A 13,920-nucleotide genomic window follows, 5' to 3' on the forward strand; every position below is an offset into this window, starting at 1 on the left:
CGGTGGCTCCAGCTTGAGGCGAGTACCCCAAATCTGGGGCCACCGCGCCCACGACGAAACCAGCAAGGATCGGGAGGCAGTGGCCATACGAACCGGTAACGGCAGATGCGTGAGCCACCACGGCCCATCGCCATCAGGGGCGCGACAATAAAACCAGTACCATTTGCAGCGGCAATGCCATTCGCGCCGGTAGCGCCAGCAGTCAGGCAGAACTGACGCGCCCACCACGAATCCGCAAAGCCACCAAGCCCGACAAGCCAGCCCCCCTGCAAGGGGTCGCTTTCTTTTGGTTACTTTTCTTTACGAGTAAAGAAAAGTGACACCTCCATGTGCCAAAGAGCCTGACGCCACTCCGCCTTTAGGCCCTGCAGACATAAATCAGATCTCATAAAAAACCTATGACTAGGCAAACTAAAATTCATGAATTTCTCTTTACCCGCGCTTAAAGAAAAACACCAAAAATAAAGCGACCCCTTGGCTTGCCGGCTTTGCCAATGTGGAGGACATCGGTTTTATTGTAGTGCCCCTGATGGCAATGGCCCGCGGTAATTCACGCATCTGCGTTACCGGCGCGCTAGCGCCGGAGTTGGGGGGCTTGGACTCACCCATGTCGCTTCGGGATCGGAGTGGCTGATTCCTCTTTCTGAATCGAAACCGGGAAAGCCGTTTTCCCGGCCATGAGAAGGACTGTGTCATGACAATCTCCCATGTAGGACCGCCGGGGGCCGGCGCTGATTGCTATGCCCTGCTCGACGATGCGGCCGCTACGCCTGGCCAGCCTACCAGCCGCTTGTACACCGGCTTCCTGCGCGAGATCCGTTGCACGGATCCGGCCGGGCTCGGGCAAGCGTGGCAGGAAGCCGACGCCGCCATGCGCGGTGGCGCCCACGCGGTGCTGCTGGCCGATTACGAGTGGGGCGTGGCGCTCCAGGGGCTTGGCCATCTTGCGGCGGCGGGGACGCGGGAGCCGGCGTTGCGCGTTCTGCTTTTCCGCGAGCTGGCGCGGCTCTCGCGCGATCAGGTGGATGCGTGGCTGGCGCGTGCGGACGGTGCAACGCCCTCGCCCGCCGCTGTCGGCGCTTTCCGGCCAAGCGTGGAGCGCCCCGCCTTCCATGCCGCCATCGCCAGCATCCACGAAGCGCTGCGCGCCGGCGAGACCTATCAGGTCAATTACACCTACCGCATCGATTTCACGGCATCGGGCTCGCCGGTTGGCTTGTACCGCCGCCTGCGTGCCCGCCAGCCGGTGCCTTATGGCGCGCTGATCGCCCTGCCCCACGATGCGCGGCAGCCTTTCATCCTGTCCTGCTCTCCGGAGCTGTTCCTGCGCCATGAAGACGGCAGGCTGACCGCGCGGCCGATGAAAGGCACGGCGCGGCGCGGTGCGAGCCCGGCCGAAGACCGCGCGATTGCCCGTGCGCTGGCGGCCGACGCCAAGAACCGCGCCGAGAACCTGATGATCGTCGACCTGCTGCGCAACGACCTGGGCCGGGTGGCGCGCATCGGCTCCGTCAAGGTGCCGGCGCTGTTCTCGATCGAACCCTACGCCAGCGTGTTCCAGATGACCTCCACCGTCGAGGCGATCCTGCCGCAGGCCGTATCGATGCCGGCCCTGTTGCGTGCCCTGTTTCCCTGCGGTTCCATCACCGGCGCGCCCAGGCACCACACCATGGCGCTGATTGCCGCGCTGGAAACCAGTCCCCGTGGCCTGTACACCGGCGCGATAGGCTGGGCCGACGCCCCCGCGCCCGGCTCCGGGCGCGCCTGCGGCAGCTTCTGCCTGTCGGTCGCCATCCGCACGCTGGTGCTGGGGCCCGTCCGCGGCGGCGTGCGGGCGGGCCGCATGGGGGTCGGCGCCGGCATCGTGCTCGATAGCGAGGCCGAGGCGGAGTTCGAGGAATGCGCGCTGAAGGCCGGCTTCCTGACCGGCCTGGCGCCCGATGCTGCGCGAACGCCGTATCATGTGCGGGATTTCTCCATTCCCGACCTCATCGTTACCCGTGCTGCACATGCAACTCGTCCTGTTTGACCTCGATCACACCCTGATTCCCTTCGACAGCGGCTCCACCTGGCTGCGCTACCTGATGCAGCGCGGCGTGCTGGACGAAGCCGAGTTCGCGCCGCAGAACCAGCGTTTCGCCCAGGATTACATGGACGGCAAGCTGGATATCCATGCCTTCCAGCGCTTCTGCATGTCCTTCCTGGCACGCTACGACCGCCGCGACCTGGAAGCCTGGCGCAGCGCCTTTATCGCCAGCATCGCGGAGCGGATCCCGGCGCCGGCGCGCGAGCTGGTGGCCCGGCATCGCACCGCGGGCGACCTGTGCTGCATCGTGACCGCCACCAACGATTTCGTCGCGCGCGGCTTTGCCGACAGCTTCGGCGTGGAGCACCTGGTAGCCTCGCAGGCCGCCACCATCGGCGACGGTCCGCTGGCGCCCTTCAGCGGCGAGATGATCGGCGTGCCGAGCTTCGGCGCGGGCAAGGTGGGGCGGGTGGAGGACTGGCTGGCCGCGATCGGACGGCGTTGGGAGGAATTCGAACGCACGCTGTTCTATTCCGATTCGGTCAACGACCTGCCCCTGCTCGAGCATGTCAGCCATCCTGTCGCGGTCGCGCCGGATCCCCGCCTGCGGGCCATCGCGCTGGAGCGGGGCTGGCCGGTTGCCGAGCAGGCGGGTGCAGGGTATGCGCCAAGCCGGCGGGATCCGCGATAGGATCGCGCCATGACCCGATACGTAGCACTCTTGCGCGCCGTGAATGTTGGCGGCACAGGCAAACTTCCCATGTCCGAATTGCGGACGATGTGCGAGTCCCTTGGCTTCACCAGCGTGCGCACCTATATCGCGAGCGGCAATGTCGTCTTCGACAGCCAGCTCGCCGAAGCTTCCGTAAAGTCCCGGCTCGAGCGTTGCCTGGAGACATACGCCGGCAAGCCGGTAGGCGTGCTGATACGGACCGGCGCCGAACTGGCGGCGGTGCTTGCCGGGAATCCTTTCAAGTCGGCGGCCTCGAACCGGACGGTTGCCATCTTCCTCGATGCGCCGCCGCCTGCCGACACCCTGGCGGGTGTGAGCGGCCGGCAGCAGGAAGACATCGCGCTCGGGCTCCGCGAGATCTACGTGCACTACGGCAGCGGCATGGCGAGCTCGAAACTGAAGATCCCGGCCGCCAAGGCCGGAACCGCCCGCAACATGAACACCGTGGCGAAGCTTGCCGAATGGGCGGCGGTCTAGTCGGGCGGTCCCGCCCGTCATCTTCATCCATGGCTTCATCGGTACGCTGGATGCCGGCTCCACGAGCGTGGCGCCCTGCGCTTTCAGCACCGCGAGCGCCTCTGCGATGACAGCGGAAACCAGGTCGTTCCGCCCGCCGAAATGGTGCTTCAGTACGCCGAGACGTTTGCCTTGCAAACCTTCGCGGCGCAAGTATTGCCAGGCCGGCGCGGTCGGGATCGCCGGGAGCTTGGCGAACCCGGCCCGCGCCGGCCATTGGCACTATCCCTGCCCGGCGCGCCGGTTGCGTCCAGGCAGCGCCAGCCCCGGCGCAAAGTGCCAGGCCAGCAGCAACAAGGCGAGCAAGGCCGGCAACCAGCGCAGGTCCGTGCGGGCCGGTTCGCGATGCGCGAGCCGGCCGTCGAGCAGCGCGGCGGTCAGCGCCCCGGGTGCGCCAAGGCGGCGGTAACCCAGTCCGGCTTGCCTGGCCAGCGACGCCAGGTGCTCGCCGTGCAAGGCGGACAGGTGTTCGCGGCTCTGCCCCGGCACCGCCGCGCCGGATACCGCATCCAGCTGCACCACCTCGTCCGCGCGCCAGTACCCGATGCGATTGCCGTCCGGATCGGACCTGGGAATGGGCACCGGCGTATCGCCCCCTACCCCGACCAGCCAGCCGCCGACCTCGCCCGGCGTGACGTTCAGCATGGAGTGCTCCGATGGGCGAAGCGGTGGCGACTCATGGCCATCGGTGATGAAGATGACGCTGGTGCCGGCCCCCATGCTCTTGCCCATGCGCAGCGTCCAGTACAGGCCTTTGGTGATGCTGCTGGCGTTGACCCAGGCCATGCGGCTGTCGATGCGGTCCAGCGAGGACAGCAGGGCATCGTAGTTGGCACAGACTTCCAGCGGCATGAGCAGGGGCAGCGCGCGGTAGTCGGCGAATACGGCCCACCCGACTTCCGAGCCACAGGGCAGGTGCCGCAGCGCCTCGCGCATGGCGGCGCGCGCGTATGCCAGGCGGCTCACGGGTGCCGCGGGGCTGCCCATGTCCTCGGCATCCATGCTCTGCGTAACGTCGAAGGCGACCATGTAGCGGAAGGTGCCGCGCGGCAGCGTCAGCGGCGGCATCCAGACCGCGGCCGCCAGCAGCAGCGATGCCACCGTTACCGGCCAGTTTCCCCGCGCGAAGGCCCGGCTGGCCAGCCTGCGGATCTTCACGGCAGGTCTCCCGGCGGCAGGCCCGGCACCTTGATGCGCAGCCGCTCCTTGGGCATATCGTCGGTTTCGGCGCCGAACATGTCCTGCACTTCGGGGGCCAGCCACAGCGCGCGCTCGAGGTTGTAGCGGGCATCCCAGTCGCCGGGGTTGGCACGCAGCAGGTCGCGATAGCGCGCTTTGGCCAGTTCCACCAGCGCCTGTGCCTGGAACGCGTCGCGGGTGCTGGTCTCGCGTCCCTGGCGCAGGAGCATATTGCCCAGGTTGAACAGCGCCGCTTGCCCGACCGCATCGAGCCGGTCGCGCTGGATCAGGCTGTTGTAGGCTGCGAGCGCGGCGTCGTGCCGGCCGGCCCGGGACAGCGCGTTGGCCTGGGCCAGCCTGGCCTCGCGAACGCCGCTCGCGGCGCTGTCCGCATCCGCCGACGCCGCGGCCTGGTTGATCCGCATCGCCTTGCGCAGTTGCAGGGCCTCGCCGGCGGCAAGCGCGCCGGACACGAGCACGGCGGCGGCAAAGGCCAGATGGATGGTGCGCCGCCTCATGTCCAGCTCCGCAGTTGAAGGAAACGGTATCCGAGCAGCAACGCGCAGCAAGCCAGCGCCGCGCCAAAGGCATAGGGGCTGCCATCCTTGCGCGGCACGCGCTCCATGAACGACAGCGGCAGGTTCTGCTGGCGGCCGACTTCGGCAATGGCCGCCGCCATGGCGTTGGCATCCTCGGCCTCGTAGGCACGATAAGGCGTCGCCAGGGTCTGGAAGAAGCGATGCAGCGCGATTTCCTGCGCCGCGCCGTGGTCCGGCGCATCGGCATGCAGGCTCGGGCTGGTGCCGGTGCGCAGGTAGATCCAGTACAGCGCGATACGGTTGCGGGCCAGGCCGGCCTCGATGCGCCTGCGCGTGCCGGGGTCGAGCTGCGCGCCGCCGTCCGACACCATCAGGATGATGCGGCTGCCGGAATAAGGACGGCCATCGAATTCCGCGATGGCTGCCAGCACCGCCCGGCCGATATCCGTATTCATCAACCCCCGCCCGATCCGGGTTGCCGCGATGCCGGCCTGGATGGCCTGCTTGCGTTCGGTGAACGGCAGCACGCGCAAGGGGCCGGTGCTGAACATCATGAAGGCAAAGCGGTCGTCCGGGCGCTGTTCGACGAAGCGCGTGAGCAGCTCGCGCGCGACATCGCTCTTGGTATCGCCCTGCGTGCGCAGCGCGGCTTGCTCCCCTTTGGCGACGATGACGGAATTCATGCTGCCGCTGCGGTCCAGCAGGAGCAGGATCTCCGCGCCATGCCCGGTGCGCGCCACCTGCGTCTCCGCTCGCCCCGGGCTGGCCAGGCCGACGATGATGCCGGCCATGGCGATCGCCGCAAGCCCGCGCCACAGCAAGCCGGCGGCACGGCCGATGCGGTCCGGCGGCAGCCATGCCACGCTGGGGAACGGGAGCGCGTCGCCGCGCCGGCGCGCCAGCGGCAGCAGGGCCAGCGGCAGCAAGGCCAGCACCCAGGGATGGACGAAATCGAAGGGCAGCGTCATGGCCGGGCACGCTTCTCCGCAAGATACAGGTCCCGGCAAAGCGCGCGCAATGGAAAGGGCTCGGCGGCGGGCATGCCCGAGAAGAAGCGCTGGTCCGACTGCAGGTAGAACTGCTCGAGCCGCGCGCGCAGCGGCTGCAGGTGCGGTGCCTGCGCCAGCAAGCCAGGGAGCGCGCCGGCGCGCAGGACCGTCCCGGCGGTCTCGTCCAGGGCCCGGTGCAGGCATAGCCAGGCTTCGGCCTGGGCCGGATCGAGCCGGCGCAGGCGGCGCCATGCGCGCGCGAAAGGCAGGCGCCTGGATTCGCGCCGGTTGCGCCAGCCCCACCAGCCCAGCCAGGCGGCCAGGGTGGCCGACAGCGCGCCCAGCCACAGGCCCATGCGCCGCGCGGCCGGCGCGGTCGGCAATACGGGCGCGGGCCGGTCGGGGCGCATCTCGAGCAGCCCGCCCTTGCCGAGCGCCGTCTGCGGCGTCAATGGTCCGACGCTGATCAGGTGCGCGCCTGTCTTCAGGGCCGGGCCGGTGGTCATGGGCAGCGACAAGGCCGGCAGCGCGATCGCGGTCAGTGTTTGCGGCGCGTTCACGATCTGGTAGGTCACGTGCATCCAGCGGCGGCCCTCGGCATCGGTCCCCCATTGGAGCGGCCGCCGTTCCAGCCATGCGCTGATGCGCTGCGCGCGGGGCAGCGCGGCGGGATCGACGGTCCGGCCATCGGCAGGCAGCAGGATCCGCTGCGTGATGACGTCGCCAAGCACGTAGCCGAAGGCGCGGGGCTGCTGCACGATGGCATCGACCGCCGCGGTGGCCATGGTGGCCGTGGCGGCGGCGCCGGCCTGCGCCTGGGCAACCGGGAAAGCCATCGCCACCGCGATGCTTGTCCGGCAGGCCGCTCCGGCAAGCCGGGCGAACCGGGCAAGCCAAGGGAAGCGGTGGCGGCGCTGCGTCATGCCACAGCCTCGATAAAATAGCGGGACAATGCCTCGGCCTCGAACGCCCCGTGCAGGTAGAAAGGCCGCAGCCCGCGCGCCAGGAACAGGGCGTCGAGCCGGGCCCGCCGCCGCGCCACCGCGTCGCGCCATTGGGCACGCACTGTCTTGCGCAGCCACAGCGTGCGCTGGCGGCCGGTCTCCGCATCGCGCACGGCCAGCAGCGTATTGCCTGGCGGCGGCTCGGTTTCGGCCGGGTCCCAGACGATCATCGGCACGACGTATGCCTGCGCCAGCAGGTCGAGGATGCCGTCCAGCGCCTCGAGCGCCCAGTGGAAATCGGAGACCACGAACACCAGTCCCCGACGGTCCGCCAGCCGCTGCGCCGCCTGCGCCAGCCCTTCGGCGCCGCCCGCGCGTGCCGCGGCGCCTGCGCTCGCGGAGGCCCGCAGCATCGCGGACATGGCATAGCCGGCGCCGCGGCTGTGGCGCGCCGGCACGAACAGATCCGCGCGTTCCACCGCGTCGAACGCGAGCATGCCGACCGGGTCGCCGGCGCGGAAGGCGCTATGTCCCAGCCCTTCGAGGAAGTCCGCGGCCACCTGCAGCTTGTCTGCGCGCGCGCCGAAGCGCATGGAGGCGGACACATCGACCACGGCGTGCACCGGCACGCTGGTGCGCTGCCGGTGCACGCGCACCAGCCACTCCCGCCGCAGGTTGCGCACGCTGGCGCGCAGGTCGAGCCGCCGTGGGTCCGGGTTGTCGAGCAGGCGCATGTGCGCGGCGAATTCCTGCCCGGGGCCCAGGCTGGTGCCCCGGTGGGAGCCCGGCCGGAAGCCGCCCGCGCGGGCAGGCAGCCGGTAGTGGAATTCGTGCAGGCCGCTCATGGCGCGCTCTCCTGTCAGGGCGAGGCAATGGTGCCCATGATCTTGCGCACCAGCGCGTCGGACAGCTCCGCCCGGCGCAGTTCATAGACCGGCGTGAAGAACACGCGATGGCCAAGCGCCGACGGCAGTACCGCATGGATGTCCTCCGGCAGCAGGTGGGTGCGGCCCGCCATCCATGCCACCACGCGCGCCGCCCGCAGCAGGGCGCTCATGCCGCGCGGGCTGGCGCCGGCGAGAATCAGGCGCTCCATGTCGACGCCCTCCAGGCGGATGCCGAAACGCTGCGGCGCCTCGCTGGCTTCCCACAACTGCAGTACGTAGCGTTCGATGGCCTCGCTGGCCTGGATGCTGCGCTGGATGATCGCGGCGATGCCGTTCAGTTGCGCCCAGGGCAGGACATCCGGCTCGACCTGCGCCAGCAAGGCATCGGTATCGTGGAAGGCCGGGTCGAAGACGAGCGCGCGGCGGATGCCGGGGTCGGCCGGCGTGGCAATATTCAGCTCGAACATGAAGCGGTCGCGGGCGGCCGAGGCCAGCTCGAAGGTCTCCTCTTTCTCGACCTTGTTGCGGTCGGCGAACACCGTCATATGCGCAAAACGGTACTCGCGGTTGAAGGCCGACACCGAGCGCTCGGCCATCGCCCGCAGCAGCAGCGACTGGACCTGCGGCCGGGCCCGGTTGATCTCGTTGAAGAAGAACGTGGTCAGCCGTTCGCCATGGCGCAGCAGCGGGCCGGGGTCGATGCGCGGCCGGCTCTGCGCGTCCACATAGCTGTGATAGACCAGGTCGCCCGGCATCAGGTCGATGGTGCCTTCCACCCGCTCGAAATCGCCGCCGATGGCGCGGGCAAAGGCGCGCAGCACCGTGGTCTTGCCCACGCCGACGTCGCCCTCGAGCAGCACGTGGCCGCGCGCGAACAGCGCGACGTTGATCAGGCGGATGGTCTGCGGCTGGCCGATCACCGCCTTGGCCACCTCGCGCTCCACGCGCCGGGCGCTGTCGCGCCAGTCCTGGAGCTTCTCGTCTGGTGTCATCGGATCCTCTGATGCTGTGCGGCATGGGGGCGATGGCCGCGGCCCGCGGCTGGAGCGCGGTAGCTGCCGGCCGTCAATCCAGGGATCATTTGCACAAGACATGCCAGGACGGCGCCATGCCGCGTCCGGCTACGCGCCGGGACGCGGTCTCCGGGGAATTGGCGCGCTCCGGGACGAACCGACCGCCAGCCCGGGTCCGTACCGGCCAGTACGGACCGGCGCACTCTGTTGCAAGGCGAAGCAGAGTGTTGCAGCGCCGGTACGGCGCCGCGCATGGCGCCGGCGCTAAATCAAGCCATGCTCCCGCGCATAGCGATGCATCTCCAGCGCATTCCCCAGCCCCATCTTCTTGCGCAGCATGGTCTGGTAGTTGGCCACCGTCTTGACGCTCAGGAACAGCTGCCCGGCGATCTCATCCACCTGCTGCCCCTGCGCCAGCAAGCGGAACACATCGAATTCCCGTGGCGACAGGCCAAGATGGGGCACCTCGGCCCGCCGCCCGCCGATCTGGCCCAGTGCGTCCCTGACGTCGTCCGACAGCGGCCGCTCCCCCCGCATGACCAGCCGTACGGCATCGACCAGGGTATCGGGCGGGCTGCTCTTGGTCAGGTAGCCGCAGGCGCCGGCCTTGAGCGCCTGCGCCACCAGCGCGGGGCTATCGTGCATGCTGAACACCAGCACGCGCAGGCCTGGCAGGCGGCTGCCAAGCCTGTGCAGGGTTTCCAGCCCGCCGCGCCCCGGCATCGACAGGTCGAGGATCAGCACGTCGGCCTCGTGCCGCGTCAGCCAGCCATAGGCGACGTCGGTATCGCCGAACTCCGCCACCACCTCGATGCCCGCTTCCAGCTCCAGCAGGCGCCGGTAGCCGGTGCGCACCACGGCGTGGTCGTCCGCGATCGCCACCCGGATGCATTCCGTCACCATGTCGCCATGCCCTCATGCCTCCTGCGTCCGGTCTGCACGATGGCGCGGCACCGCCGGCTCGCGATCGCCCGCCAGGCGGAAGCTCGCGGCGAGCCGCAGGCCCGGCCGGGCCGCGCCGGGCGCCGCCGCGCCGATGCCGATCTCGCCGCCGTGCGCCCATACGCGCTCACGCAGGCCGTCCAGCCCGTGGCCCTGGTGCGTTGCCGGGCCGGGCGCGGCTGGCGCGGCGGCAGCGATGCCAACGCCGTCGTCTTCCACCGACCAGTGCACCTCGCCGGCCCCCGCGGCCCGCAGCGACACCGTTACCCGGCTCGCCCGCGCGTGGCGCACGACGTTGGTCAACGCCTCCTGGGTCATGCGGTACAGCGACACGGCCAGGTCGTCCGGCAAGACGGCTCCGTTCAGCGCGAGCCGCAGGGAGAAGACAGTGCGCCCTCCCGGCTGGCCGCGCCAGCCCTGCACCAGTTCGTCCAGCATGCGCTCCAGCGGCACCGGCCCGCTGCCAGGCAGCAGGCCGTGCGGGCGTAGCCCGCGCAACAGCGCCTTCACGTCCAGGTGGATACGCTCGCAGTGGCCGGCAAGGTCCTGCGCCACGGCGTTCAAGGCCGGATCGGCGCCCGTCTTGCGCACCATGTAGGCGGTATCGGCACGCATCGCGGTCAACACCTGCCCGAATTCGTCGTGCAATTCCCGGGCCAGCCGCGCGCGCTCCTGCTCCTGCAGGGTCAACACCCTGAGGCTGAGCGCGCGGCGCGTCGCCTGGGTGTGGGCAAGCGCGCCGGCGAGGTGGTCCAGCGCCCGGGCTATCACATCCAGTTCGCGCGTCGGCATGACCGGCAGGCGGTACGCGTAGTCGTTGCGCTCATAGCGCGCGATCGCATGCAGGATATCGCGCAACGGCGCCAGCGCGCGCCGCACCGCCCACCAGATGCCCCCCAGCATCGCGGCGCTGAACAGGCACAGCAGCGCCAGCACGCCGACGATGTCGCCGAGGGCTTCGCGCTGCTCGCTGCGCGGGTTCCATATCAGGCTGGCCTGCCAGTGCCTGCCGTCGCCGCGCGCGATCCGCCAGGTATGGGCCGGCGCGGCCGGCGCCGCGGCTGGGCCTTGCCAGCGGGCCTGGACCCGCTGCCAGGCCAGGAGCAGCGCCGGCACGGCCGCCTCCACCGCCGGCGCCACCAGCACGCGGCCTTCGCCATCCTTGAGCAGCAGTCGCAGGTGACGCAGCTCCCCCGAGGCGTTGATCCGGCGCAAGGCGTCCAGGCTTGCGGCGTCGCCGGCCGGCCCGCTGCCCTGCAGCGCCGCCAGGTGCGCGACCAGCTCGGCGGTGCGCAGCGCGCCGATGCCTTCGTCCCGCACGTTGGCCTGCGCCTGCCACAGCGCCGCCAGCAAGGCGCAGCACAGGCCGGGCAGAATCACCCACGCCGCGCGGCGCATCAACAGGCTCGACATCTCCATGGCTCCCGCCTCCTCCGGTTTCATGTCATCCCACGCCTGGCGTGGTGCCCCCGCCGGCAAGGCAGGTCGGGATTTTTTCCCGGCCGCAGCGGTATGGGAAGTGCTTGAGCAGGAGCGGATAGCCCCCCCGATAACAAGATGAGGAGACCCGCCATGCCCCTGGCACCGATGCCGCCACACCGCCCTTGCCTTCCCGCCCCGAAAAAAGTGCCGGGGTTGCGCCGCACCCTGCTGGCACGCGCCGTGGTCCGGCTGTGCCTGCCGCTGGCGGCCGGCGCGGCATCGGCCCAATCCGCCCCCGCCCTCCCAGCGGGTTCCGTGCCTGGAACGCCGGCGGCCATGGCGGCGACCGCGCCACGCGATACCTTGCCGTATCCGGTACAGACTGTCACTTCGGGAAACACCGGCCATCCGCCCGCGCCGGCCCCGGACCGGATTGCGCAATCCGGGGACAGCGCCGTGCTGCCGGAGGTCCAGGTGGTGGCCGCCGCCCCGCTGCCCGGCATCGGCGTGGACCGCGATCTCGTGCCCTACACCGTGCAGACCGTGCGCGGCGACGAACTCAACGGCCCGCGCTCCGGCAACCTCGCCGAATACCTCGCGCGCAACCTCACCGGCGTCAACGTCAACGACATCCAGGGCAGCCCCTTCCAGACCGACCTCACCTACCGCGGCTTTCGCGCCTCCTCCATCCCCGGCGCTTCCCAGGGCCTGTCGGTCTACCTGGACGGCATCCGCGTCAACGAGCCCTTCGGCGACGTGGTGAGCTGGGACATGATTCCCGAAGCCGCCCTGGAAAGCGTCTCGCTGGTCTCCAGCGCCAACCCCGCCTACGGCCTCAACACCCTCGGCGGCGCCCTCGCCATGACCACCCGCTCCGGCCTCACCTCCCCCGGCTTCACCGCCGACCTGTCCTACGGCAGCGGCAACCGCAAGCGCGCCGACCTGTCCGGCGGCGTGCGCAGCGACAGCGGCTGGCACGCCTTCGCCGCCGCCACCCTGTTCCAGGAGCAGGGCTGGCGCGATCACGCCGAAGGCCGGCTCGGCAACCTCTTCCTCAAGGCCGGCCATGCCACCGACACCGACAGCTGGGACCTCTCCCTGCTGCACGGGCGCAGCACCCTGATCGGCAACGGCCTGGTGCCGAGCTACCGCGCCAGCGGCAACGCCCTGCTGCCCGGCCTCTACGAGAGCAACCCCGCCGCCGCGTACACCTACCCCGACAAGACCCGCAACCAGGTCACCCAGGTGGCCCTCAACGGCCGCCACTGGTTCGACGACAAGACCAGCGCCGCGCTGCTCGCCTACGTGCGCACCAGCCGGCGCGATACCACCAACGGCGATATCAACCCCGACTACGATGCCTATTCGGAAGACTGCGAGGATGGCTTCAAGGCCGACGGCAGCCCGCGCAAGGCCCGCTGCGGCTTCACCCGCGCCGAGGGCGCCGCGCTGGACCCGGCGGTGCTCAACACCACCCATATGTGGCAGCAATCCATCGGCATGGCGCTCAGCGCGGCCAAGGAAACCGATCACCACCTGCTCAACGCCGGCCTGACCTTCGACCGCAGCCGCCTGACCTATTCGCAGTACGAGCAGCTCGCCACCTTCACCGGCGACCGCGGCGTCCTCGCCGACCCCAACGCGCCAGTCGAACTGTTCTCCGGCGTCACCGGCACCTCGCGCGCCATCGGCGCCTACCTGTCCGACACCTGGGCCCTCACGCCCTCCACCTTCCTGACCGGTTCGGCCAGATGGAATCACGTCACCGTCAGCAATACGCTGCGCAACAGCGACGGCACCGAGCAGCCGCGGGAGAGCTTCACCTACCGCCGGCTCAATCCCGCGCTGGGCCTCACCCAGAAGCTCGGCGGCGGGGTCTCGGTGTTCGGCGGCTACGCCCAGAACAACCGGGTGCCAACGGTGCTGGAGCTGGGCTGCGCCGATCCGGCCCAGCCCTGCCGCCTGCCCGCCGGCCTGCAGGCCGACCCCTACCTGAAGCAGGTGGTCTCGCACTCCTATGAAGCCGGCGCGCGCTGGCGGCCGTCGAAGGACACCGAGGTCTCCGGCACGCTCTACCGCATCGACAACCACGACGACATCCTGTTCCTGCGCGCGCCCAACACCCAGCAAGGCTACTTCGCCAACTTCGAGCGCACCCGCAACCAGGGCTTCGACCTGTCCGCGCGGCAGCGCCTGGGCGACTTCACGCTGCGGCTGGGCTACAGCTACCTGCAGGCCACCTACCAGGCCAACGGCCAGCTCGCGGTGGGCGAGCGCACCATCGACGTCAAGCCAGGCATGCGCATGGCGGGCGTGCCGCGGCACACCATCAAGCTGGGCGTGGACTGGCGGGCGCTGGCCGGGCTGACGCTGGGGGCCGACCTGGTGGGCGTGTCCAGCAGCGTCACCAGCGGCAACGAAGACGGGCTGCGCGCCGACCCGCAGCCCGGCAAGGCGCCGAAGTACGCGGACTGGAGCACGCCGGGGTATATGACGGTGAACCTGCGGGCGTCCTACCGCGTGAACAAGCACTTCGAGATCTACGCGCGCGTGGCCAATGTGTTCGACCGGCGCTACGAGACCTACGGCCAGATCTCCAACGACCTGTTCCCCAACGGCAACCTGCTGCGCCCGCACGTGACGCCGGAAGACAATGCCAGCGCCCTGTTCGTCGCGCCCGGCGCGCCGCGCAGCGCCTGGGTCGGGGTGGTGTACCGGATGTAGGCAGGC

At 69.9% G+C, this 13,920-nt stretch carries 12 protein-coding genes; 4 read left to right on the top strand and 8 right to left on the bottom strand.

All coding sequences use genetic code 11. From position 1 onward, the window contains the following. Positions 1 to 694: 694 nt before the first annotated feature. The 3 genes from pabB to AC3FOF_RS43845 are packed head-to-tail and all read left to right on the top strand — an operon-like array spanning position 695 to position 3,236. Positions 695 to 2,029, top strand: coding sequence for an aminodeoxychorismate synthase component I (pabB, locus tag AC3FOF_RS43835; protein WP_488730230.1), 1,335 nt, complete (start codon positions 695 to 697; stop codon positions 2,027 to 2,029). Further along, positions 2,010 to 2,717 (top strand): HAD family hydrolase, encoded by a 708-nt coding sequence (locus AC3FOF_RS43840; RefSeq protein WP_488730231.1) that lies wholly within the window; start codon positions 2,010 to 2,012, stop codon positions 2,715 to 2,717. The genes pabB and AC3FOF_RS43840 overlap by 20 nt, the downstream gene beginning before the upstream one ends. Positions 2,718 to 2,726: 9 nt before the next feature. Next, entirely contained in the window at positions 2,727 to 3,236 is a 510-nt protein-coding gene (locus AC3FOF_RS43845) for a DUF1697 domain-containing protein (RefSeq protein WP_488730232.1), read from the top strand. 261 nt (positions 3,237 to 3,497) lie between these two features. On the opposite strand, the gene AC3FOF_RS43850 is transcribed toward AC3FOF_RS43845, so the two are convergent. From AC3FOF_RS43850 to AC3FOF_RS43885, 8 genes are all read right to left on the bottom strand, one after another. Further along, the gene (locus AC3FOF_RS43850; RefSeq protein WP_488730233.1) at positions 3,498 to 4,433 is read right to left on the bottom strand and encodes a VWA domain-containing protein; all 936 of its coding nucleotides are present in this window, start codon (positions 4,431 to 4,433) and stop codon (positions 3,498 to 3,500) included. Further along, positions 4,430 to 4,972 carry an MxaK protein gene (locus AC3FOF_RS43855; protein WP_488730234.1) on the bottom strand — a complete coding sequence of 181 codons (543 nt, stop codon included), beginning with the start codon at positions 4,970 to 4,972 and terminating at the stop codon, positions 4,430 to 4,432. Before AC3FOF_RS43855 ends, AC3FOF_RS43850 begins: the two co-directional genes overlap by 4 nt. Then, complete coding sequence (locus tag AC3FOF_RS43860; protein WP_488730235.1) at positions 4,969 to 5,961, bottom strand: vWA domain-containing protein; 993 nt, start codon at positions 5,959 to 5,961, stop codon at positions 4,969 to 4,971. Before AC3FOF_RS43860 ends, AC3FOF_RS43855 begins: the two co-directional genes overlap by 4 nt. Continuing rightward, positions 5,958 to 6,905 carry a calcium incorporation protein MxaA gene (locus tag AC3FOF_RS43865; protein WP_488730236.1) on the bottom strand — a complete coding sequence of 316 codons (948 nt, stop codon included), beginning with the start codon at positions 6,903 to 6,905 and terminating at the stop codon, positions 5,958 to 5,960. Before AC3FOF_RS43865 ends, AC3FOF_RS43860 begins: the two co-directional genes overlap by 4 nt. Further along, entirely contained in the window at positions 6,902 to 7,771 is an 870-nt protein-coding gene (locus tag AC3FOF_RS43870) for a DUF58 domain-containing protein (RefSeq protein ID WP_488730237.1), read from the bottom strand. Before AC3FOF_RS43870 ends, AC3FOF_RS43865 begins: the two co-directional genes overlap by 4 nt. A gap of 14 nt (positions 7,772 to 7,785) precedes the next feature. Then, a complete protein-coding gene (locus tag AC3FOF_RS43875; protein ID WP_488730238.1) occupies positions 7,786 to 8,805 on the bottom strand; it encodes an AAA family ATPase in 1,020 nt (339 codons plus the stop codon). A gap of 285 nt (positions 8,806 to 9,090) precedes the next feature. Next, positions 9,091 to 9,729, bottom strand: a complete 639-nt coding sequence (locus AC3FOF_RS43880) for a response regulator (RefSeq protein WP_017224552.1) — start codon at positions 9,727 to 9,729, stop codon at positions 9,091 to 9,093. A gap of 12 nt (positions 9,730 to 9,741) precedes the next feature. After that, positions 9,742 to 11,187, bottom strand: a complete 1,446-nt coding sequence (locus tag AC3FOF_RS43885) for a histidine kinase (RefSeq protein ID WP_488730239.1) — start codon at positions 11,185 to 11,187, stop codon at positions 9,742 to 9,744. Positions 11,188 to 11,340: 153 nt separating this feature from the next. Between AC3FOF_RS43885 and AC3FOF_RS43890 the strand changes: the two genes are divergently transcribed. Continuing rightward, a complete protein-coding gene (locus AC3FOF_RS43890) occupies positions 11,341 to 13,914 on the top strand; it encodes a TonB-dependent receptor (protein ID WP_488730240.1) in 2,574 nt (857 codons plus the stop codon). Positions 13,915 to 13,920: the final 6 nt, after the last annotated feature.

It is taken from the genome of Cupriavidus sp. 96C5-1, from assembly GCF_057798855.1.